Source organism: Rahnella sp. 2050, assembly GCF_040544515.1.
Classification (GTDB): Bacteria; Pseudomonadota; Gammaproteobacteria; order Enterobacterales; family Enterobacteriaceae; genus Rahnella; species Rahnella aceris.
On the sequence record NZ_JBEPKE010000008.1, the window covers coordinates 24434 to 46262 of the forward strand.

At 53.4% G+C, this 21829-nt stretch carries 24 protein-coding genes; 12 read left to right on the plus strand and 12 right to left on the minus strand.

Annotated elements, in window-relative coordinates; translation table 11 throughout:
* Nucleotides 1-313: 313 nt before the first annotated feature.
* Together ABIC79_RS21755 and ABIC79_RS21760 are read left to right on the plus strand one after the other, a co-directional pair.
* On the plus strand, nt 314-1669 hold the full coding sequence (locus ABIC79_RS21755) for a 2-hydroxycarboxylate transporter family protein (protein ID WP_354568483.1): 1356 nt from the start codon (nt 314-316) through the stop codon (nt 1667-1669).
* 296 nt (nt 1670-1965) lie between these two features.
* Complete coding sequence (locus ABIC79_RS21760) at nt 1966-2424, plus strand: C40 family peptidase (RefSeq protein ID WP_223510322.1); 459 nt, start codon at nt 1966-1968, stop codon at nt 2422-2424.
* Nucleotides 2425-2471: 47 nt separating this feature from the next.
* Here the strand turns inward: ABIC79_RS21760 and mgrA are convergent, their stop codons facing one another.
* From mgrA to ABIC79_RS21790, 6 genes are all read right to left on the minus strand, one after another.
* Nucleotides 2472-3515: an L-glyceraldehyde 3-phosphate reductase gene (mgrA, locus tag ABIC79_RS21765; protein ID WP_112152331.1), complete on the minus strand. Its 1044-nt coding sequence runs from the start codon at nt 3513-3515 to the stop codon at nt 2472-2474.
* A 117-nt stretch (nt 3516-3632) separates the two neighbouring features.
* The gene (nrdF, locus tag ABIC79_RS21770; protein WP_013574094.1) at nt 3633-4616 is read right to left on the minus strand and encodes a class 1b ribonucleoside-diphosphate reductase subunit beta; all 984 of its coding nucleotides are present in this window, start codon (nt 4614-4616) and stop codon (nt 3633-3635) included.
* A 21-nt stretch (nt 4617-4637) separates the two neighbouring features.
* The gene (gene nrdE, locus ABIC79_RS21775; protein ID WP_112198036.1) at nt 4638-6800 is read right to left on the minus strand and encodes a class 1b ribonucleoside-diphosphate reductase subunit alpha; all 2163 of its coding nucleotides are present in this window, start codon (nt 6798-6800) and stop codon (nt 4638-4640) included.
* The gene (nrdI, locus tag ABIC79_RS21780) at nt 6782-7186 is read right to left on the minus strand and encodes a class Ib ribonucleoside-diphosphate reductase assembly flavoprotein NrdI (RefSeq protein WP_013574096.1); all 405 of its coding nucleotides are present in this window, start codon (nt 7184-7186) and stop codon (nt 6782-6784) included. Before nrdI ends, nrdE begins: the two co-directional genes overlap by 19 nt.
* A gap of 10 nt (nt 7187-7196) precedes the next feature.
* Entirely contained in the window at nt 7197-7436 is a 240-nt protein-coding gene (gene nrdH / locus ABIC79_RS21785; protein ID WP_013574097.1) for a glutaredoxin-like protein NrdH, read from the minus strand.
* A gap of 257 nt (nt 7437-7693) precedes the next feature.
* Entirely contained in the window at nt 7694-8125 is a 432-nt protein-coding gene (locus ABIC79_RS21790) for a carboxymuconolactone decarboxylase family protein (RefSeq protein ID WP_013574098.1), read from the minus strand.
* A gap of 123 nt (nt 8126-8248) precedes the next feature.
* Here ABIC79_RS21790 and pdxR point away from each other — a divergent pair, with 123 nt between their 5' ends.
* Entirely contained in the window at nt 8249-9700 is a 1452-nt protein-coding gene (gene pdxR, locus ABIC79_RS21795; protein ID WP_354568488.1) for a MocR-like pyridoxine biosynthesis transcription factor PdxR, read from the plus strand.
* Nucleotides 9684-9857: a hypothetical protein gene (locus ABIC79_RS25685; protein ID WP_015689408.1), complete on the plus strand. Its 174-nt coding sequence runs from the start codon at nt 9684-9686 to the stop codon at nt 9855-9857. Before pdxR ends, ABIC79_RS25685 begins: the two co-directional genes overlap by 17 nt.
* A gap of 237 nt (nt 9858-10094) precedes the next feature.
* On the opposite strand, the gene ABIC79_RS21805 is transcribed toward ABIC79_RS25685, so the two are convergent.
* Nucleotides 10095-10400 (minus strand): ElaB/YgaM/YqjD family protein, encoded by a 306-nt coding sequence (locus ABIC79_RS21805; protein ID WP_013574100.1) that lies wholly within the window; start codon nt 10398-10400, stop codon nt 10095-10097.
* Between the two features lie 272 nt (nt 10401-10672).
* Between ABIC79_RS21805 and ABIC79_RS21810 the strand changes: the two genes are divergently transcribed.
* Nucleotides 10673-11869 (plus strand): MFS transporter, encoded by a 1197-nt coding sequence (locus ABIC79_RS21810; protein WP_013574101.1) that lies wholly within the window; start codon nt 10673-10675, stop codon nt 11867-11869.
* A gap of 126 nt (nt 11870-11995) precedes the next feature.
* Nucleotides 11996-12331: a DUF2002 family protein gene (locus ABIC79_RS21815; protein ID WP_013574102.1), complete on the plus strand. Its 336-nt coding sequence runs from the start codon at nt 11996-11998 to the stop codon at nt 12329-12331.
* A gap of 64 nt (nt 12332-12395) precedes the next feature.
* Here the strand turns inward: ABIC79_RS21815 and ABIC79_RS21820 are convergent, their stop codons facing one another.
* From ABIC79_RS21820 to pfkB, 3 genes are all read right to left on the minus strand, one after another.
* Entirely contained in the window at nt 12396-13283 is an 888-nt protein-coding gene (locus ABIC79_RS21820; RefSeq protein ID WP_121020180.1) for an AraC family transcriptional regulator, read from the minus strand.
* Between the two features lie 126 nt (nt 13284-13409).
* Nucleotides 13410-13850, minus strand: a complete 441-nt coding sequence (locus tag ABIC79_RS21825) for a DUF1198 domain-containing protein (RefSeq protein ID WP_013574104.1) — start codon at nt 13848-13850, stop codon at nt 13410-13412.
* 159 nt (nt 13851-14009) lie between these two features.
* On the minus strand, nt 14010-14954 hold the full coding sequence (pfkB, locus tag ABIC79_RS21830; protein WP_112152335.1) for a 6-phosphofructokinase II: 945 nt from the start codon (nt 14952-14954) through the stop codon (nt 14010-14012).
* Between the two features lie 184 nt (nt 14955-15138).
* On the opposite strand from pfkB, the gene ABIC79_RS21835 reads away from it, so the two are divergent.
* A complete protein-coding gene (locus ABIC79_RS21835) occupies nt 15139-15669 on the plus strand; it encodes a class IV adenylate cyclase (RefSeq protein WP_013574106.1) in 531 nt (176 codons plus the stop codon).
* A 48-nt stretch (nt 15670-15717) separates the two neighbouring features.
* On the opposite strand, the gene ygfZ is transcribed toward ABIC79_RS21835, so the two are convergent.
* A complete protein-coding gene (ygfZ, locus tag ABIC79_RS21840; protein WP_013574107.1) occupies nt 15718-16710 on the minus strand; it encodes a tRNA-modifying protein YgfZ in 993 nt (330 codons plus the stop codon).
* Between the two features lie 278 nt (nt 16711-16988).
* On the opposite strand from ygfZ, the gene sdhE reads away from it, so the two are divergent.
* Together sdhE and ABIC79_RS21850 are read left to right on the plus strand one after the other, a co-directional pair.
* Nucleotides 16989-17255: an FAD assembly factor SdhE gene (gene sdhE, locus ABIC79_RS21845; protein ID WP_037035260.1), complete on the plus strand. Its 267-nt coding sequence runs from the start codon at nt 16989-16991 to the stop codon at nt 17253-17255.
* On the plus strand, nt 17236-17688 hold the full coding sequence (locus ABIC79_RS21850) for a protein YgfX (RefSeq protein ID WP_013574109.1): 453 nt from the start codon (nt 17236-17238) through the stop codon (nt 17686-17688). The genes sdhE and ABIC79_RS21850 overlap by 20 nt, the downstream gene beginning before the upstream one ends.
* A 45-nt stretch (nt 17689-17733) precedes the next feature.
* On the opposite strand, the gene fldB is transcribed toward ABIC79_RS21850, so the two are convergent.
* Nucleotides 17734-18252, minus strand: coding sequence for a flavodoxin FldB (fldB, locus tag ABIC79_RS21855; protein ID WP_013574110.1), 519 nt, complete (start codon nt 18250-18252; stop codon nt 17734-17736).
* A gap of 99 nt (nt 18253-18351) precedes the next feature.
* On the opposite strand from fldB, the gene xerD reads away from it, so the two are divergent.
* Genes xerD through recJ form a run of 3 tightly spaced genes read left to right on the plus strand, consistent with a single transcriptional unit; the run spans nt 18352 to nt 21796 of the window.
* Complete coding sequence (xerD, locus tag ABIC79_RS21860) at nt 18352-19311, plus strand: site-specific tyrosine recombinase XerD (RefSeq protein ID WP_072012276.1); 960 nt, start codon at nt 18352-18354, stop codon at nt 19309-19311.
* 25 nt (nt 19312-19336) lie between these two features.
* The gene (dsbC, locus tag ABIC79_RS21865; RefSeq protein ID WP_354568494.1) at nt 19337-20056 is read left to right on the plus strand and encodes a bifunctional protein-disulfide isomerase/oxidoreductase DsbC; all 720 of its coding nucleotides are present in this window, start codon (nt 19337-19339) and stop codon (nt 20054-20056) included.
* Nucleotides 20057-20062: 6 nt separating this feature from the next.
* Nucleotides 20063-21796 carry a single-stranded-DNA-specific exonuclease RecJ gene (gene recJ, locus ABIC79_RS21870; RefSeq protein ID WP_013574113.1) on the plus strand — a complete coding sequence of 578 codons (1734 nt, stop codon included), beginning with the start codon at nt 20063-20065 and terminating at the stop codon, nt 21794-21796.
* Nucleotides 21797-21829 lie beyond the last annotated feature (33 nt).

Consider the following 21829-nt stretch of genomic DNA (forward strand, 5'->3'; position numbering starts at 1 on the left):
TGCTGCACGGCGAACCTGAGATATACATTCAATAAGCCTATCACGGCGAAATGTGAGTCGTAATCGCAGAGAAGCGGAGTTGTGAACAGAAGATTAAAATAATGATTATTTCACACAGTAATAACAGGGTTAATAGCGGGATTTACTACTAATCTTATAATCCTTATAAATCAGGGTGCATTAACACCATAAACACCATAACAACCTTTATCCCTGCGGTTTTAATTTGAACAACCTCACACCCGGCTGACCGCCTGTTTTCATATGCTCAGACCATCAATAAGAAAAGTCTTCAGAAGAAAGAGGCAATGTCATGAGCACAACCGACGATTCCTACATCGCTGTCAAAGAAACGAAAACCTCCGGCCTCTCGGCCAGACAAAAATGGTGGCACATTCTTGATCACTACAAGATAGGCATTATCCCGCTGCCCTTTTTCCTGCTGGCGGGCGTGCTGATCCTGCTCGATTGCCTGAATGGCAAGTTGCCGAGTGACATCGTGGTGATGGTCGCCACGCTGGCCTTCTTCGGTTTTGCCTGTGGCGAGTTGGGTAAACGCTTACCTGTGGTGGGTAAACTGGGGGCCGCGGCGATTTGTGCCACTTTTATTCCTTCGGCGATGGTGCATTACGGCCTGCTGCCGGATGTTGTTGTTGATTCCACGGTCAAATTCTATAAATCCACCAATATTCTCTACCTTTATATCTGCTGCATTATTGTCGGCAGCATCATGAGCATGAACCGTCAGGTGCTGATCCAGGGCTTTATGCGTATTTTCGTACCGATGCTGTGCGGCGAAGTGGTCGGCATGATTGCCGGTATGGCGATGGGCACTGTTTTAGGTTTACCGCCAATGCAAACCTTCTTCTTCCTGATCCTGCCGATCATGGCTGGCGGTGTCGGGGAAGGTGCGATCCCGCTGTCGATGGGTTACGCGACCATCCTGCATATGGAGCAGGGCGTGGCGCTTGGGCGCATTCTGCCGATTGTTATGCTCGGTGGCCTGACGGCCATTGTGCTGGCGGGCGTGCTGAACCAGCTTGGTAAACGTTATCCGCATCTTACCGGCGAAGGCCAACTGATGCCGTCGAAAAAAGGCCAGATGGGCAGTGGCACCGATGAATTTGAGGGCAATCCGGGCGTCAACGCGCTGGCCTGTGGTGCGCTGCTGGCCATCCTGCTGTACATGGTCGGGATGCTCGGCCAGAAATGGATCGGCCTGCCAGCGCCGGTCTGCATGCTGTTTGCGGCGGTGCTGGTGAAACTGGCGAACGGTGTTTCGCCGACTATTCAGCACGGCTCGATGACGGTGTATAAATTCTTTCGTACGGCGGTAACTTATCCGGTGTTGTTCGCGGTGGGTGTCGCGATCACGCCCTGGCAGGAACTGATCAACGCTTTCACCCTTCAGAACCTGCTGGTGATTGTGACCACAGTGCTGGCGCTGGTCGGCACCGGTTTTTATGTGGGTAAGAAAATTGGCATGCACCCTATCGATGTGGCGATTGTTTCCTGCTGCCAGAGCGGGCAGGGCGGCACGGGCGACGTGGCGATTCTGACCTCCGGCAACCGCATGACGCTGATGCCTTTCGCGCAAATCGCTACCCGTATCGGGGGAGCTATCAACGTTTCTGTCGGCCTGTTTGTTCTGGCGAAGTTCTTCTCATAACACCTTCACCCACCCCTTCAGCCTAAGGGGTGGGTTTTCCTGAGAAAAAATCCCCAGTCCAATTTTGGACTCAATTCAACCTGCTTATTTATTGTCCTGCGGTTATTATTTGCGCACTCAGAGACGAGTCACCCGCCCCGTGAGCAGGTTCCCACGTAAGGAAGAGCACTATTTTTTGACGAAAGAATCCACGCATGTTCCGTATTAAATCGCTTGTTTCTGCCTTACTGCTTCTCGTTATCGGTTTGTTTAGCATCCACTCCTTTGCTTTTGATATGCCTAAAGAATTTGAGTCTATGGACACCTACAAATTTTTCCATAGCGAACTTTTTAATGGAAAAGGGTCCACCGTGACTGCGGTCAATACGGGCAACTCAGACAATATTAAAAGCGCCCTGCTGGCGGAATATCCGCGCTGGAAGGGGACGCATTACCGCTGGGGGGGCACCACCCACAAAGGCGTGGACTGCTCGTCGCTGATGCAGCATCTGTTTAATGATTCCCTGCAAACACGCCTGCCAAGAACCACCTTTCAGCAAATCAGGAACGGCAGAAAAGTGAGTAAAAATAATCTGAAACCGGGAGATTTAGTGTTTTTCAAAACGTCGCCGGGCGATCGTCATGTCGGCGTGTATGTCGGGGATCATCAGTTCATTCATGCCTCGAAAATTGAAGGCGTCACTATTTCATCACTGGATAATCAGTATTGGGTTGATCATTACGAAACCGCACGTCGTTTAGAACTGATGAGCTAAAAAAAAGGCGGATCCTTTCAGGAGATCCGCCCGTTTGTTTTGGATGGTTATTTATCTGACGAAGCCTGCCAAAGATTCAACTGACCATCCGCCACATGCTTATCAATCGCTGTCAGTTCTTCAGCGGTGAAGCGCAGATTATCCAGCGCTTTCACGTTTTCATCCAGTTGCTCAGGGCGGCTGGCACCAATCAGCACCGACGTCACGCGATCGTCTTTCAGCAGCCAGCTCAGCGCCATCTGCGCCATGGTCTGTCCGCGCTGCTGCGCCATCTCATTGAGCAACCGCAGGCTGTTCAGGTTATCTTCTGTCAGCATCTTGGCGTTCAGCCCGCGCACCTTATTCCCTTCCACCTGCATGCGCGAGCCGTCAGGGATGCCGTTGAGATACTTGCCGGTCAGCAACCCCTGCGCCAGCGGCGTAAAGGCGATGCAACCTGCGCCATTTTGGTCCAGCGTATCCAGCAAACCACTCTTATCCACCCAGCGGTTCAGCAGATTGTATGACGGCTGATGGATCAGCAGCGGTACTTTCAGCTCACGCAGTAACTCCGCCATGATCTGGGTACGTTCCGGCGAGTAAGAGGAGATCCCGACATACAATGCCTTACCGCTTTGCACCGCATAAGCCAGCGCCGCTGCGGTTTCTTCCATCGGCGTTTCTTCATCCACCCGGTGCGAATAGAAGATATCGACGTAATCCAGCCCCATGCGTTGCAGGCTCTGATCGAGGCTGGCCAGCAGATATTTGCGCGAGCCGCCGGAACCGTACGGTCCTGGCCACATGTCGTAACCGGCTTTGGTGGAGATGATCAGTTCATCGCGATATGGCGCGAAATCCTGCTTCAGCAAACGGCCAAAATTTTCTTCCGCAGAGCCCGGAGGCGGGCCGTAGTTATTCGCCAGATCAAAATGGGTGATGCCTAAATCGAAGGCTTTTTGCAGCAATGCACGCTGGGATTCCAGCGGACTGACATGGCCGAAGCTGTGCCACAGGCCAAGAGAAAGGGCAGGGAGTTGTAAACCGCTCTGACCGCAACGGCGGAATTGCATGGTTTCGTAACGGGAGGATGAGGCTTGATAGGGCGTCATGATGTTTCCTTTTTCTGATCGCGTAGGGTTTTGAAACACTGTTTCTATACTAACGCTGAGAAAAATAACGGCAACATCCGTTTTCCTCCTTCCCCTCTCACGAGGGGAAGGAGCTGTTTAGAAATCCCAGTCCTCGTCTTCGGTGTTGACGGCTTTGCCGATCACATATGACGAACCGGATCCGGAGAAGAAGTCATGGTTTTCGTCGGCGTTTGGCGATAATGCGGAAAGGATCGCCGGATTCACATCCGCCATGCTGGCCGGGAACAGGGCTTCGTAGCCGAGATTCATCAGCGCTTTGTTGGCGTTGTAATGCAGGAATTTCTTCACGTCTTCGCTCCAGCCTACACCGTCGTACAGTTCTTCGGTGTAGCGGATCTCGTTATCGTACAAATCCTGAATCAGATCAAACGCCTGCTCCTTGATCTGACGCTGACGCTCTTCGCTTTCCAGCGCCAGCGCTTTCTGGAATTTATAGCCGATGTAGTAACCGTGAACCGCTTCATCGCGGATGATCAGACGGATCAGATCGGCGGTGTTGGTCAGCTTGGCGCGGCTCGACCAGTACATCGGCAGATAGAAACCGGAATAGAACAGGAACGATTCGAGGAACACGCTGGCGACTTTCTTCATCAGCGGATCTTCGCCGTCGTAATACGACAAAATGATTGCGGCTTTGTTTTGCAGCGCGACGTTTTCCTCACTCCAGCGGTAGGCTTCATCCACGTCCACGGTGGCGCACAGCGTCGAGAAAATCGAACTGTAAGAACGCGCATGCACCGCTTCCATAAAGCAGATATTCGAGTAAACCGCTTCTTCGTGCGGTGTCACCGCGTCCTTCATTAGCGTCGGTGCGCCGACCACGTTTTGCACGGTATCCAGCAGCGTCAGGCCAGTAAACACGCGGATCGTCAGCTGTTTCTCTTTTGCGCTGAGCGTCGCCCAGGACGGAATATCGTTCGACAACGGCACCTTTTCCGGCAACCAGAAGTTCGACGTCAGGCGGTTCCACACTTCCAGATCTTTATCGTCCTGGATTTTGTTCCAGTTAATGGCTTTGCTGACCGGCTGTGGCACTAACAATTGTTTTACTGCGCTCATCTTTTAAATCCTTTCAGTCGGTTACAGCGTGCAGGAAACGCAGCCCTGAACTTCGGTGCCTTCCAGCGCCATCTGGCGCAGACGGATGTAATAAATGGTTTTGATGCCTTTGCGCCAGGCGTAAATCTGCGCTTTATTGATGTCGCGCGTGGTGGCGGTATCGCGGAAAAACAGCGTCAGCGACAGCCCCTGATCGACGTGCTGCGTGGCTTCGGCGTAGGTATCAATAATTTTTTCCGGGCCGATTTCATAGGCATCCTGGTAGTAATCCAGATTGTCGTTGGTCATAAACGCCGCCGGATAATACACACGGCCAATTTTGCCCTCTTTGCGGATTTCTACGCGGGACACAATCGGATGAATACTCGACGTCGAATTATTGATGTAGGAAATAGAACCGGTGGGCGGCACCGCCTGTAAATTCTGGTTATACAGGCCATGCTGCATCACGGAGGCTTTCAGCGCCGCCCAGTCTGCGGTGGTCGGAATGGCAATACCGGCATCTGCAAACAGTTCGCGCACGCGCTCTGTTTTCGGCTGCCATTTCGCCGCCAGTGCGTCATCGACATATTTGTCGAAATACGCGCCGCTGGCGTAAGTGGAATCGCTGAAGCCTTTAAACGACTGCTGGCGCTCGATGGCGATCTGGTTCGATGCGCGGATCGCGTGGAAAGCCACGGTGCAGAAATAGATATTGGTGAAATCCAGACCTTCTTCCGAACCGTAGTAAATACGCTCGCGGCACAGGTAACCGTGCAAATTCATCTGGCCGAGGCCGATGGCGTGCGAATCCTGATTCCCCTGATCAATAGATGGCACTGAGCGGATGTGGCTCATGTCAGACACCGCCGTCAGCGCACGAACCGCCATTTCGACAGTATTGCCGAAATCCGGTGAATCCATCGCCGAAGCGATATTCAGCGAACCGAGGTTACAGGAAATGTCTTTGCCAATTTCCTGATAAGACAGGTCTTCGCCGTAGATCGTCGGCGAATTCACCTGCAAAATCTCCGAACACAGGTTGCTCATATTGATGCGACCTTTGATCGGATTGGCGCGGTTAACCGTGTCTTCAAACATCATGTACGGGTAGCCGGATTCGAACTGAATTTCCGCCAGCACCTGGAAGAATTCACGCGCGTTGATTTTGCTTTTATGAATGCGCTTGTCATTCACCATCTCGCGATATTTCTCGCTGATGCTGATTTCAGACATCGGCACGCCGTACACTTTCTCCACGTGATACGGCGAGAACAGGTACATATCTTCATTATTTTTCGCCAGTTCGAACGTGATATCCGGAATAACCACACCCAGCGACAGTGTTTTAATCCGGATTTTTTCGTCGGCGTTTTCGCGTTTGGTATCGAGGAAACGCAGAATATCCGGGTGATGAGCGTTCAGATAGACCGCCCCCGCGCCCTGACGCGCACCGAGCTGGTTGGCGTAAGAGAAGGCATCTTCCAGCATCTTCATGATCGGAATAACGCCGGAAGACTGATTTTCGATGCGCTTAATCGGCGCGCCCACTTCACGAATGTTGGTCAGCATAAACGCCACACCGCCGCCGCGTTTGGAAAGCTGCAGCGCCGAGTTGACCGAGCGCCCGATGGATTCCATGTTGTCTTCAATGCGCAGCAGGAAGCACGACACCAGCTCACCGCGCTGTTTTTTGCCGCAGTTAAGGAACGTCGGCGTGGCAGGCTGGAAACGGCCGGAAATGATCTCATCAACAAAATGGCCAGCGAGCTGGATATCGCCACGAGCCAGCGTCAATGCCACCATGCACACGCGATCTTCATAACGTTCAAGGTAGCGTTTGCCGTCGAAGGTTTTCAGCGTGTAGCTGGTGTAATACTTGAACGCGCCCAGAAACGTCTGGAAGCGGAATTTTTTGGCGTAAGCCTGTTTGAATAACGCTTTAATATCGTCAAAAGCGTACTGATCCAGCACGCTGGCTTCGTAATAGCCTTCTTCCACCAGATAACGCAGTTTCTCCGCCAGATTGTGGAAAAACACCGTGTTCTGATTGACGTGTTGCAGGAAGTATTGGCGCGCGGCCAGGCGGTCTTTATCAAACTGGATCTGGCCGTTAGCATCGAACAGATTCAGCATCGCATTAAGCGCGTGATAGTCCGGGCCGCGGGTGCCGGGGTCGGTGATTGCTAGTTCTGTCGCTGCCAAAATTCTGTTACTCCCTGTCTGACCTTTGCAACGTCTTCCGGCGTTCCCAGCAACTCAAAACGGTACAGGTAAGGCACCTGACACTTTTGGGAAATAATATCGCCGGCAATACAATACGCTGCGCCGAAGTTGGTGTTTCCGGCGGCGATAACGCCGCGGATGAGTGAACGGTTATGTTCGTCGTTCAGAAAACGGATCACTTGTGTCGGCACCGCGCCTTTGGCCGAACCGCCGCCGTAGCTCGGCACCACCAGAATATACGGTAAGTCCACACGCAATTTTTCAGGCTGACGATCTACCGGGATACGGATCGCCGGCAATCCTGTTCTGCCGACGAAACGATGGGTGTTTTCTGAACTGCTGGAAAAATAGACCAACGGATTCATCCGCCAGCCCTCAGAACGCGTTCTGGAGCTGGCGCAGGGCGCTGATTTTGTCCGGACGGAAACCAGACCAGTGATCGTCACCGGCCACAATCACCGGAACCTGCTGATAGCCCATCGCACGAACCTGGCCGAGCGCCTGCTCATCCTGAGTCAAATCCACAACTTCGTAAGCGATGCCTTGTTTATCTAATGCACGGTAGGTCGCGTTGCACTGGACACAGTCTGGTTTACTGTAAATAATAATGCTCATGATTCGTATTTCCATCTTGTAAGAAATCAGAGACAATTTTTGCCTTCCCGTTGTGCGGCTGCTTCAGCCGGGGGAAAGGCGCGAGAGTCGGTGCCATCGTGGCGTCCCGATGAACTGAATACTAGATGTAGTGATTTGGATTTTCAACCACACAATATGTAGATTTTCTAAATTTGCTTATTGCAAAAGCGGCAAAGCCCGCAGGAAGCGGGCTGGCGAGGAAAAACTTTTTTCAGTTCGTTTTTTAAGCGGTCAAATTACTGGCGCATACCCACCGCGAGGCGGTTAAACGCATTCATCAGACCGATGGCGAAGGTCAGTTCCGAGATTTCCACGTCGCTGAATTGCGCTTTCAGCGGCTCAAAGGCGTTGTCCGGTGCGCCGGTAGCGGCAACGAATGTCAGTGATTCGGCCCACGCCAGTGCGGCACGTTCACGCTCAGAATACACGTGGCTGACCTGCCAGCCCGCCAGCTGATCCAGTTTGGTCTGCGCGACTTCCATTTTACGCAACGCTTTGGAATGCATATCCAGGCAATAGGCGCAGCCGTTAATTTGTGACACACGCAGGAACGCCAGCTCGATAATCACGTTATCCAGCGGACCGTTTTCCAGTGCGCCGAGCGCGGCTTTCATCGGTTCCATCACCGAAGAAGACAGGGAATAGTAAGGCAGGCGAAGTGCAGTCATGATGATTTCCTCTGGGCGTTTCGGGCTAAACAGCGACGCAGGGTGCGTCTCAATGACCGCTACTTTACGCTGCATATGGTCTATACTACAGGGCCATAAAATGTCTCTTTAAGCAGGTCATGAATGAACCGCTTCGACCTTGCCTTTCATCTCGATCCCCGACACAAAGCACCGCTTTACCGGCAGATTTATCAGCGGGTGAAACAGGCGATCATGGCAGGACAGCTTAAACGCGGCAGCCGTGTGCCGTCGGTGCGGGCGCTGGCCAGCGAACTCGGCGTGGCACGCGCCACGGTTGAAAATGCCTATGGCTTGCTGATGGCGGAAGGCTTTCTGCAAAGCCGCGCACAGGCCGGAACGGTAGTCAGCGCGCCGGAAAGTTTATCCGCGCCCGCACCCTCGCCGGTCAGAGAAGATGCCGGGCGTAAACCCGTCAACCCGATGTTACCTTCCGTTTCTTCCCTGCCTTTCCAGCTCGGGCTTCCGGCACTGGATGCGTTCCCGCGTGCGATCTGGTCGCGCATTGTTTCACGGCAAATTCGTCACACCAGCATGAATGATTTAGGCCATCCGCCGCTGGCAGGGACGGACGTTTTACGCCACGCCGTCGCCCGTTATCTGCAACTTTCCCGCGGATTTACCTGCCGTCCTGAACAGATATTTATTTGCGGCGGCTATGCGCCGGTGCTGGATTTGATCATCGGCAGCCTGCTGCAACCGGGCGACGGCGTCTGGCTGGAAGACCCGGGTTATCCGGTCACGCAGGCATTTTTCCGTGCCGCCGGTGCCACGCCGATGGCGGTGAATGTTGATGATGAAGGCATGAATGTTCCGCAGGCGGTGGCGCAGTTTGCGAACGCACGATTTGCCGTGGTGACGCCCGCTCATCAAAGTCCGACCGGTGTGACCATGAGTTTAGCGCGGCGTATGGCCTTGCTGGATTGGGCAGCGCAGCAACAGGCGTGGATTATCGAAGATGATTACGACAGCGAGTTCCGCTATCACGGCCAGCCTTTGCCTTCGCTGAAAAGCCTCGATACGCAGGGAAGGGTGATTTACGCGGGAACATTCAGCAAAGTGATGTTTCCGGCGCTTCGCTGTGGATATGTCGTGGTGCCGGACAGTCTGGTGGAAAAAATCGAAGCGTATTGCCCGCTGCGAATTTGCGGAACGCCGCCTTTGGTGCAAAGCAGTATCGCGGAATTTATCGAGCAGGGGCATTTCTACCGGCATCTGAAACGGATGCGTCAGCTTTATGCTGAGCGGCGCGGCTATCTGGAAAAGGCGCTGACGGCGGCGTTTCCGGCGGACATATTACGTGTGAGCCAGCAGGTCGGCGGGATCCAGCTTTGCACCACACTGAATGCCGCACTGGACGATGCGCTGATCGCCACAAATGCCCGTGAACAGGGGCTGGCAGTGCAGGCGCTGTCCGACTGGCAGGTTGAGCGCCACGTGAGGGGCGAGGCTTTACGTCCGAACGGCCTGCTGATGGGATTTGTGAATATCAGTTCGCAGCAACAGGCGGACGGGCTGGTGCAGCGGCTGGCGGCAGTGCTTGAAAACAGCCGCTGATCAGTGCGGCATCCGCCGCTATCAGCAGGTACTGGAGCTGGAAAACGGCTCGGATGATGGCGATGAATATGACTATTCTCCGGCGCGCGATGAGTGGCTGCTCACGTCCGGCAACCTGGTGGCCGGAGTCAGCTATCAGCATCAGCCGTGGCGATGAAACGCAGGCATCTTCTCAACATAAAAAAGGTGACCTGGGGACGTTTAAATCCTGTCAGTCAAAGAGTTTTCGCGTTCATTTTTAACGTTAAAGGGATCCAAAAATAGAAAACGGAGCCCGGAGGCTCCGTCGTCTTTTCTTAGCAATCGCGCGGCAATGAGGGAGCCACGCGGATGTTTCAGGTTTTTAAGCCATATTCCCGACACAGGAGTGAAACATCGCAAATTGCCTTTTACGTTAGCGGCGTCCCAAAAGAACACCGATAACAATACCGATTGCGGCACCAGCACCGACGCCATACCACGGATTATCTTTCACATAATCATTGGCAGTCGCCGCCGCATCGCGTGCCTGCTGACTTAATTTTTCGCTGTTGAAACGCGCACGGGTTTCACGCAATACACCCTGTGCTTTGCTGCGGATTTTATCCAATTCATCCTTGGATTTATCACCTGCAGACTGAAGCACTTCATCCAGCGTGTCCGCCAGCAGGGTTACGTCCTGATCGATATTTTTTTCTACTTTATCTGTTCTCTTAAACATTCCGTCTCTCCTTGTGTGACTGTTGTATTAAGCATAGACCATAATGTTGTACCGGATGGTTCTTTAAGGACAAATGTCTATGATTTCGAACCTTTTCAGGCCATGGCACTGTGTCAGAAGTCAGGCGGGACGAGGGCTGGCGTGATGCGGCTCAGATTTCTCTGCAAAACAAAATCCGCGTTACAGCCGATAACATTTTTAGCCCGTTTTGAAGGCCAAACCTGTTTATACTGTTTATTCCACTCTCAGTGATCTCATTTTCGGGTCCGCCCATGTCTTTAAGTACATTGCGTTCTAACGCTCTGCTCAACAAACGCATTTTGTCGTTCATGCTGTTCACTTTCGTTGTTTATCTGACCATTGGCTTGCCGCTCGCGGTGTTGCCGGGCTTTGTGCATAACACGCTGGGATATAACTCGGTGCTGGCGGGGCTGGTGATCAGTGTTCAGTATTTCTCGACGCTCATCAGCCGGCCGCACGCCGGGCGATATGCCGATCTCCTTGGCCCGAAACGGGTGGTCATTTTTGGCCTTATTTGCTGCGGGATCAGCGGTATTTTTTACGCGATGGCGTTTTGGTTTTCGGCGTTTCCGCTGGCGAGTCTGCTGATGCTCTGTGTTGGCCGCATCTTTCTGGGTGTCGGTGAAAGCTTCGGCAGCACCGGAACTACGCTGTGGGGAATTGGTGCGGTAGGCGCGAAACATACCGCACGCGTGATTTCCTGGAATGGTGTGGCGACTTACGGCGCAATGGCCGTCGGTGCGCCGCTCGGCGTGTTACTCAACCATGCTTACGGGCTGATGGGGGTGGCGGTACTGATTATCGTCGCTGCCGCGTTTGCCGCCATACTGGCCAGCATGAAAGCCGCGATTTCCGTCACCGCCGGTAAGCGGATTGCATTCAAAGCGGTGGTCGGGCGCATCTGGCTGTATGGCCTCGGGCTGGGATTCGGCACCATCGGGTTCGGCGTTATCGCCACCTTTATTACCCTTTACTACGCTGATAAAGGCTGGAGCGGGGCGGCATTCACGCTCACCTTATTCAGCCTCGGATTTGTCGGCGCGCGCCTCGTCTTCGGCAACATGATTAACCGGTTCGGCGGCCTGCGGGTCTCACTGGTGTCCTTTGTGTTTGAAGTCGCAGGGTTACTGATGATCTGGCTGGGACACGATCCGTTGTCGGTGCAACTGGGCGCCTTTCTTACCGGTTCCGGCTTCTCGCTGATTTTCCCTGCGCTGGGTGTGGAAGCGGTAAAACAGGTACCGCCACAAAATCAGGGCACGGCGCTGGGGCTGTATTCCGCCTTTCTGGATCTCGGGCTCGGTATTACCGGACCGGTAGCCGGGCTGATTATTTCGCATTTTGGGACGCCGTCTATTTATCTTGCGGCGGCATTTATGGTGGTGATTGCCTGGCTGCTGACCCTCAGATTGTGGGTAAATACTTCGCGGCAATCTCCTGCTGATTAACCCTTCAAATTTCAGGGTTAAGGCATTTAGATAAATCCTAAATACGCCGAAATCGGGGATAAACGCATTGTCTGGCAGAGTTATTGCGGTAAGGTCGCCTTGCGGTTAAAGAAGCGAGGAGCAACCATGTATTTACGGCCAGATGAAGTGGCACGTGTTTTAGAAACCTCAGGGTTTGAACGTGATTTTATTGATGATAAAGCTTACGGTTACCGCCGGGGCGAGCATTATGTGTATGTAAACCGGGAAGCGCGGTTTGGCCGGACTGCCCTGGTAATACACCCGGCGCTGAAAGAGCGCAGTGAGCGTTTTGCTGAACCCACAGCATCGTTTCGCAGCAGTGAAGCCTACAAGAATTTCCCGCTGGATGTCTCCAGCGACAATGAAACTTACTATGGCATTTGCCATGGTTTCAGTTCACGCCAGATCCTGGCGAGCTATCTGGACAACGTGTTCAGATAATCCGGCGACGGAACAGAAACAGACAGCGCTGATTTCACCAGCGCTGTTTCCTCAGGTTTTTATCTCATTTCAGCGGCAACAAAATATCGGTTTGCTGCGCATGCTCCGGTAATTCCTGATCAAGATGCAGGTAGCGGAAATAAACCGGAAAATCCCGTAATTCCTCTCCGCTGTGCGGCAACCATTCGCGATAAAGATAATAAACACTGTCACTTATCCGGTCATACGCTCCGACGTGTCGAACCACCGCGCAACGTCCACCCGGCAGCGTTTTGCCGATCACTCCCTGCGGATTTTCCGGCACGGTGCCATTAGCCTGCGGGTTAAGTTCGCCGCAGACATCGAAGCGGAATTCCTCGCCCGGCGTGACCAGCGGATCGTTATACGGAATACCGTAAGTGCCGCGCTGTGTGTAATCCGAAAGCCCGGAAGCTTTGCGCCATTCGATAAACGTTGCGACCGTATTGCTCACCCGCATCGGATCCCCGAGATGTTCCAGCACCGCGACCTGCATGGGTTCCACTTCAATGATTTTGACTTCCATATTTTCCAGCCTCTGCTGATTTTCCCTGCCGGGAAATTGAAAATGCACATGCCAGTCGACCCAGACAGGATTTTTGCGAAACTCGCTGGGGCTCAGGCCAAAAGTGTTCCTGAAGGCACGGGAAAACGACTCCGGGTTTTCAAATCCGGCATCCAGCGCGATACCAATCACCTTCTCGTGCGGGTTTTGTACCAGCCGGAACGAGGCGAGTTTCAGGCGCATCAGCGTGATGTAGCGGCTGACGCTGACCCCACAGAACTGGCTGAACTGCCGGTGAAAGTGAAAACGTGAGAAACAGGCGACTTCACTTAGTTGCTCCACGGTCATCGGACTGTCCAGATGCTGTTCTATATAGGTAAATACCTGCTGAAAACGTCGCTGATAAAGCTGGCTTTTGTCGTGATTCATTTCCTCTCCTTCATGGCGTTTACTTTGCCCGCCGTGTGAGGGGTTGTCCTGACTGAGATTGCTTTTTCAATGCAGCAGAAAAGAAAATGGCCCGGATAAGGGCCATTTCTGAGGCGAACCGGAACGTTAAACCAGATGGATTTGGTTATAGGTTTCGTTGTAGTCGCGGCGAAACTGCGCCAGCTCGAAGGGTTCGATATCCAGTTCGGCAAAATAGAACAGCGCCAGCTCGGCGTGTTCGCTGCTTAACTGTGGCGGCAGATGCGCGCGCACTAAAATGTTTCGCCAGCGGACGATATTCTCTTCCGAGGGATCTTTAATAAACGTCTGATAAATAAAAACAACATAAGCAGCTTTGCGGATTTCTTCAGCATAGCCACCGCTGATTGAGCGGATAAACATCTGGCTCTGACGTTTGCCCATTTCCAGCAACATGGAATCGATATAAACCGGCTTTATTTTCAACAGACTGGCGAGAGAATCATTCGCTTTACGGGTATCTGCTGTCATAAACCAATAACCCACAATAAAAACCACAACAATTGCAGCAAGCATAATCCATATCATTCTGGACTCTGGCCTCCGGCCTTTTCTGGCGTGATGTGAAAGGTGCATGCAACACCCGATGCTGCGAGTTTATCTGCTAATCAGGGTAAATACGTGAAGGAGTGACAAAGAATTTTCGCTTCGTGAAGGTGCTGAGCCTTCACGAAGCGGGGTTTGGCCCTAATGAGCCGGTGTTTGCTGGCACAGATACTGATAAATTTGCTGAGTATCTTTATCCGAGCACAGACGCGTACCGATATTGAGTGTTGCCGCGCTACCGGCGGCCACGCCAAAGCGAACCATGTCGAGTAAATCAGCCCCTTCGGCCAGTTTGAGGGTCATCGCGCCGACCATGCTGTCACCTGCGCCAACGGTACTCATTTTTTTCACCGGCGGCGGGACAACCTGGAATGAGCTGTTCGCGTCCACGGCCAGCGCACCCTGCGGCCCCAGTGAAACGACCACGCGTTCAGCACCACCGTCACGGATAATTTGCTGAGCTGCAGCCAGAACATCCCCCGGATTTTCCAGAGAATGCCCGACCAGCGCGGCCAGTTCATTCTGGTTCGGTTTGACCAGCGCCAGCCCGCCGAGCTTCAGGCCTGCGGCCAGTGCATCACCCGAACTGTCAAGAATGCAGCGTAAACCGGCTTTCTGCGCTTTCCTGATTAACTCTGTCAGTGCCGTAATGTGCGTGCCCGGTGGCAAACTGCCGCTGATGACCAGTATTGAGCCGGCTGGGATCTTTTCGATTTTCGCGCTAAGGCCCGCAAATTCAGCCTCCGTAAGTCGCGCGCCCGGCATCACGAAACGATACTGTTCACCGGTATTTTCGGTGTGAACGTGCAGGTTCTGGCGGGTCCAGTCCTGGGTTTCCAGCGTGTCTGTAGTGATCCCCTCGTCGCGCAGCAACTGAACCAGATGTGCACCTGTCGGGCCTCCCGTCGGAAATAATGCGGTAGCCTGGCCGCCCAGATAAACAATGGCACGCGCTACATTAATACCGCCGCCGCCGGGTTCGAACACGGGGGCCGTACAACGCAATTTACCTTCCGGGTAAATCTTAGGGGTGAGAGTGGCACTGTCGAGCGAAGGTGCCAGTGTGAGTGTGACTATTTTGGTCATTATCGTTCCCTCAATTTTCCAAAAACTGAATTCAGGTTAGCATCCTGACCTGTTTTTGCAGCACCTGATTGGCGATTTAACGCGCGAGATCAAACTCCCTTGCGGTTCAACATAATGTCACTGTAAGGTCACTCCATGTTCATTGAATCAGTATAAAAACGCATGAACTTTTAAGGAGTGAAAGATGGCCAGAAACATTGAGATCAAAGCCAGGGTAGATGATTTCTCTGCGCTGTATGAAAAAATCGCGCTGCTTTCCGATGGATTGCCGGACATCATTGAGCAGGACGACACTTTTTTCGTGTGTCCGCACGGACGCCTGAAATTGCGCACATTAGCGCCCGATCGCGGCGAGCTGATTTTCTATCAGCGTCCTGACAAGGCGGGACCGAAAACTAGCTTCTACACGCTTTCTGAAACACATGATCCTGACAGTCTGCGCGAAACCCTGACGCTGGCCTATGGCGCCGCCGGACGGGTCATCAAACAGAGGACTCTTTTTATGATCGGACAAACCCGTCTGCATCTCGACAGGGTAAAAGGGCTGGGCGATTATCTGGAATTCGAGGTTGTGCTTGCGGATGATGAAACGCCTGAGCAGGGCATTGTCATTGCAGAAGACTTACTGGAAAGGTTGGGGATTGACCGCCAGGAACTGGTGGATCAGGCGTATGTGGATTTGCTGAATGCGAAAGGCAAACACCTTCACGAGTAAATTTATAATCACCGCCTTCATATCAGGAAGGCGGCAATAGGTTGAAAGTTACTTCGTTTCTTCCAGCGAATACGGCAGCGGCTGAATGCTCAACTGGCTGGTCGCGTCATCGCGCACCCGCAGACTGGCATCGGCTTCCAGATCGTTATTCAGCACGGCCTGAACCCAAAGCGTGCCGTCGCTGAGCTGAACGGCTGCCAGAACGGTGCCGGTCCGGCGCCAGTTTTCACCCAGTTGCAGTTCGAGATCGTCCGCCGGGGCAGGCACTTTGCTCGCTTTGCCTGCCAGCCAGTACAATGCACGTTTGTTCGCACCGCGGTATTTTGCTCGCGCCACCATTTCCTGCCCGGCGTAGCAGCCTTTGGTAAAGCTGATGCCATCGAGCGCATGAATATTGGTGGCCTGCGGGATAAACTGCACGGCGTTGGCGGTATCAATCACCGGGAATCCGGCTTCGATATCCAGCGCCAGCCATTGCTGGCTGTCGTTGCGTTGTGCCTGTTCACCCAGTTCTTCCACCACCTGACGGGCTTTTTCCGGGCTGGTGACAATCAGATAACGTTCGGCTGGCAGGGAGAAATGCAGCAGTGTGGTTTCATCTTGTTGTACGACCTGCTGTTCAGCCGTTGGCAAGGTTGAAAAAAGCCCGGTCAGAGCAGCACTGGCCTGAAAACCTGCCACACCGAGTAACACCACATCATCATCGGCAGTGAACGTCACTTTAGAAAATACGGCGTACTTTTTGATTTCTGTAAGCTGTGTGTCACGCAAATTGCGGCGTTCAATAAACGCCATACCATCGCCACGCTTGAACAGGCGCAAATTACTCCACATTTTCCCTTTCGCATCACAGTGCGCACAGAGAATATGCTGATCGGCGGCCAGCGCATCGACATCCGCAGTGACCTGGCCTTGCAGGTATTTCACGGTGTCTGCGCCGGTCATGGTCACCAGTGCCCAGTCTTCCAGTGAAATCAATGTCAGCGGAAGGTGCGAAGACGCTGAAGGTTTTTGCGGTGGAAAGGGAAATTCGTTAGCCATTTTCTAATCCCGGTCAATGAAATGTGACTGATGCCCCATGGTAAAAGAGCCCATCCGCTTTGAAAACAGTTATTGGTGCCTTTTCCAGGACGCCTTCCAGAGAATGTAAGACAAACGACAGGTTTGCATCAGGTTTTCCAGCACATCACAGAGATTGACAAAACAGGGCACTGAAAAGTTACGCCCCTGCGCAACGGGCTGTTAGAATCGCTTTCTATATAAAAGAATTCTCATTCTGTATCCTAAAAAAGAGTCTTGTTATGGAAAGCAAAAACCAACTGGATATTAATAATCGTTCCCGCGTTCACTGGGCCTGCCGTCGTGGCATGCGCGAGCTGGATATCTCCATCATGCCGTTCTTCGAATATGAATATGATTCGCTGAGCGAGACCGATAAAGAAGTATTTGTCCGCTTGCTGACCTGTGATGATCCGGATCTGTTCAACTGGCTGATGAATCACGGCGAACCGAAAGACACCGAATTGCAGCGTATGGTCGCCCTTATTCAGACTCGAAACAAAGCCCGTGGCCCTGTGGCGATGTGATCTCAGGGTGTCCTGGCGCAGTCAGCTTATTTCACTGGGATGTTACGGTGCAGTGATGTTGCTGATTTTGCTGGCACCCTGGCCTGCGGGTTACTGGCCGGTATGGATGACGTTGCTTTTGCTGGTGTTGTTTGAATGCATCCGCAGCCAGCGGCGTATTACAGCACGCACAGGTGAAATGATCCTGCTCGAGGATAACCGTCTTTTATGGCGCGGCCATGAATGGCAGATTAAACAGCCGGTATGGATGATAAGCCACGGCGTACTGCTCTCGCTTCGTCGCGAAAAACGTAAAGGCGGGCTGGCGCAGGCGATGCGCAGTTCAAGGCAGCGGTTATGGCTGGCGTCGGACAGCATGAGTCTGGAAGAGTGGCGGCGGTTGCGACAGATATTGCTCAGTGGCACTCCGCGTAGCCCGGTAAAACCGGGCTGAGAGGGGCATGTCCATGGAAGGCTGACGCCGTGTTCTTATGCTGCGTTAAAGCAGGGCGTCCATTTCCAGCAGGATCTGTTCGCACCATTGTTGCAGGCGCTCTTCGGTGAGATCGAACTGGTTCACATCATCCAGAGCCAGCCCGACGAAATGCTTGCCGTCCGCACTCAGCGGTTTCGGGCTGGTAAACTCAAAGCCTTCTGTCGGCCAGAAACCAATGAAATGCACACCAAGGGGAACCAGCTGATGATAAAGCATGCCGAGCGCGTCAAGGAACCATTCGCCGTAGCCGAGTTGGTCGCCCATGCCGTACATGGCGACGATTTTACCGCGTAGTTTCAGCGTTGGGAGTTGATTCCAGACCGCTTCCCAGTCTTCCTGGATTTCGCCAAAATCCCATGTCGGGATGCCCAGGATCAGAATGTTGTAGTCTTCCATTCTGTCGGGATCAACATCTTTTATGTTATGCAAATCAACCAGTTCTTCGCCCAAAATATCGCGGATTTTTTCCGCTGCCATTTCGGTATAACAGGTGCTGGAACCGTAGAAAAGTCCGATCTTCATACTTGCTGCCATAACGTTATCAGAATACGAATGGCAGCCAGTGTAGCAGATTTGGGCGCATGAAAGGCATAATGGCCGTCGTGAGTAAGAGGAGTCGGGATGCCAAAACAAGATAATGCGAATCCTCAGGATGTTACGCCTGAGCCGGTGACACCAGCGGTTAATGAGGCCGATCAGAGCCTGACTGAGCAGTTTCTGGATATGCTCTGGATTGAGCGCAATCTCGCGGAAAATACGCTGTCATCCTACCGTCAGGATCTGAAATCATTGCTGGGCTGGCTGCATCATAACAATACCGATCTCCTGCATGTCAGCGCCGAAGATTTACAGTTGTTCCTCTCCGAGCGCATTGAGGGCGGATACAAAGCCACCAGCTCAGCACGGTTGCTTAGCGCGATGCGTCGCCTCTTTCAGTACATGAACCGTGAGTCCGTGCGTCAGGATGACCCGACCGCGCTGTTGTCTTCGCCTAAATTACCGCAACGCCTGCCGAAAGATCTCAGTGAGGCGCAGGTAGACGCATTGCTGGCGTCACCGAGTGTCGATGTGCCTCTTGAACTGCGTGATAAAGCCATGCTGGAGCTGCTTTACGCCACCGGTTTGCGTGTTTCGGAACTGGTCGGGCTGACGCTCAGTGATCTGAGCCTGCGCCAGGGTGTGGTGCGGGTTATCGGTAAAGGCAACAAAGAACGGCTGGTGCCGATGGGCGAAGAAGCCGTGTACTGGATCGAAAATTATTTCGAACACGGCAGGCCGTGGCTGCTGAACGGACAATCGCTGGATATCGTGTTCCCCAGCAACCGGGCGCAGCAAATGACACGCCAGACGTTCTGGCATCGCATCAAACACTATGCGATTCTTGCGGGCATTGATGCAGAGCGGTTGTCTCCCCACGTTCTGCGCCACGCTTTCGCCACCCACTTATTGAATCACGGTGCGGATCTGCGCGTCGTGCAAATGTTGTTAGGTCACAGTGACTTATCGACCACACAAATCTATACCCATGTAGCGACTGAACGACTCAAACTGCTACATCAACAACATCATCCCCGTGCATAACAGGCCGGAGAAAAAGGACGACATGATGAAAAAAGGTTTAATGCTGCTGACACTTCTGGCTGCGTGTATGAGCTCCGCGGTCCATGCTGATGAAGCAGCAATCAAAGCCACGCTGGGCAAACTGGGCATGAGCCATACCGACATCCAGCCTTCGCCGGTAACCGGCCTGAGTGCGGTTTCTACCGACAGCGGCACCCTTTACATTACCGACGACGGCAAACACGTTTTGCAAGGCCCGCTGTATGATGTCAGCGGCAGCCATCCGGTTAACGTCACCAACAAAGCGCTGGTGAAGAAGATGGATGCGTTACAAAACGAGATGATCATTTATAAAGCCAAAAACGAAAAGCATGTGATCACGGTGTTTACCGATATCACCTGCGGTTATTGCCACAAGCTGCATCAGCAGATACAGGACTATAACGATCTTGGCATAACCATCCGTTATCTGGCCTTCCCGCGTCAGGGGCTGAATTCCAAAACCGAGAATGACATGCAATCTATCTGGTGTACAGGCAACCGCAAAACCAACTTTGATGCGGCAATGCGCGGCGATGACATCACGCCGGCAACCTGTAAAACCAGTGATATTGCGAAGCAATTTGAGCTGGGCGTTCAGTTCGGCGTAACAGGCACTCCGGCCATCGTGCTGGCAGACGGAACTTTGATCCCTGGTTATCAGCCGCCGAAAGAAATGGCTGCCATGCTCGACCAGCAGGATCCTTCACATAAAACCGGTGGTTGATTTTTCGTGACCTTGCAGACTCAACTTCGCCGTCGTGAGGCGGCGACTGGCGTGGATCTTCCCGCCGAACTCTCCCCGCTGTTACGTCGGCTGTATCTCGCCCGCGGTGTGACACAAAGCCAGGAGCTGGAGCGCGGCGTGCGCGGTATGCTGCCTTATCAGCAGCTTGATGGCATTGATACCGCCGTTGCCTTGCTGCAAAAAGCGCTGGCTGAGCGTCTGCGCATAATTATCGTTGGCGACTTCGATGCCGATGGCGCGACCAGTACGGCGCTGACGTTGCTTTCCTTGCGCAGCATGGGCTGCGGTAATCTGGATTATCTGGTGCCGAACCGTTTTGAAGACGGTTATGGTCTCAGCCCGGAAGTGGTTGAACAGGCGGCGTCGCGCGGTGCAGAGTTGATCCTCACCGTCGATAACGGCATTTCTTCTCACGCGGGCGTGACGCTCGCCCATGAAAAAGGCATTCAGGTGCTGATCACCGATCACCACTTGCCGGGCGAAATATTGCCGGATGCCGAAGCGATCATTAACCCGAATCTGGTCGGTTGCGAGTTTCCGTCCAAATCGCTGGCGGGTGTCGGTGTGGCGTTTTATCTGATGCTGGCGCTGCGCAGTGCATTACGCGAAAGTGGCTGGTTTGAACAAAACGGTCTGGCGATCCCCAATCTCGCGGAGCATCTGGATCTGGTGGCGCTCGGCACGGTAGCGGATGTCGTGCCGCTTGATACCAACAATCGCATCATGGTGTATCAGGGGCTGAACCGCATTCGTGCCGGAAAATGCCGTGCGGGGATCCGCGCGTTGCTGGAAGTGGCCGGGCGAGAAGCCCGTACGCTGTGCGCCAGTGATTTAGGTTTTGCGCTTGGACCACGGCTGAATGCCGCCGGACGTCTTGATGATATGTCGGTTGGCGTGGCGCTGTTACTCAGTGAAGACATCGGTCAGGCGCGTGCGCTGGCAAGCGATCTGGATGCGCTGAATCAGACCCGCCGTGAGATAGAGCAGGGCATGCAGGTCGAAGCGCTGGCGCTGTGTGACAAGCTGGAAAGCAGTACCGACGCGCTGCCGTTCGGGCTGGCGATGTATCATCCTGAGTGGCATCAGGGGGTGGTCGGCATTCTGGCATCACGTCTGAAAGAGCGTTTTAATCGCCCGGTGATTGCGTTCGCACCGGCGGGTGAAGGCATTCTGAAAGGGTCCGGTCGTTCGATTGCCGGATTGCATATGCGCGATGCGCTGGAACGTCTCGATACGCTTAATCCCGGTCTGATGATGAAATTCGGTGGACACGCGATGGCAGCCGGTTTGTCGCTGGAAGAGAGCAAGTTCGACGAATTTCGTGATCGTTTCGCTGCACTGGTCGGTGAATGGCTGGATCCTTCGCATCTGGAAGGTGTGGTCTGGTCGGATGGCGAGCTGTCGGCGCGTGAACTGACGATTGATACGGCTGAAATGCTGCGCGACGGCGGCCCGTGGGGACAGGCGTTCCCGGAACCGACCTTTGACGGCAGGTTCCGTATCCTGCAACAGAAACTGCTGAAAGAGCGTCACCTCAAGCTGATGATTGAACCCGTCGGCGGCGGTCCGTTGCTCGATGGTATTGCTTTTAATATCGATCCGACTTTCTGGCCGGACAGCAGCATCCGCGAAGTGCAACTGGCCTACCGGCTGGATATCAATGAATTTCGGGGAAATCGCAGCGTTCAGTTGATTATCGAACATTTATGGCCGAAATAAGCGATTTACGCCGGTAATAAACCCTGCAAAAAA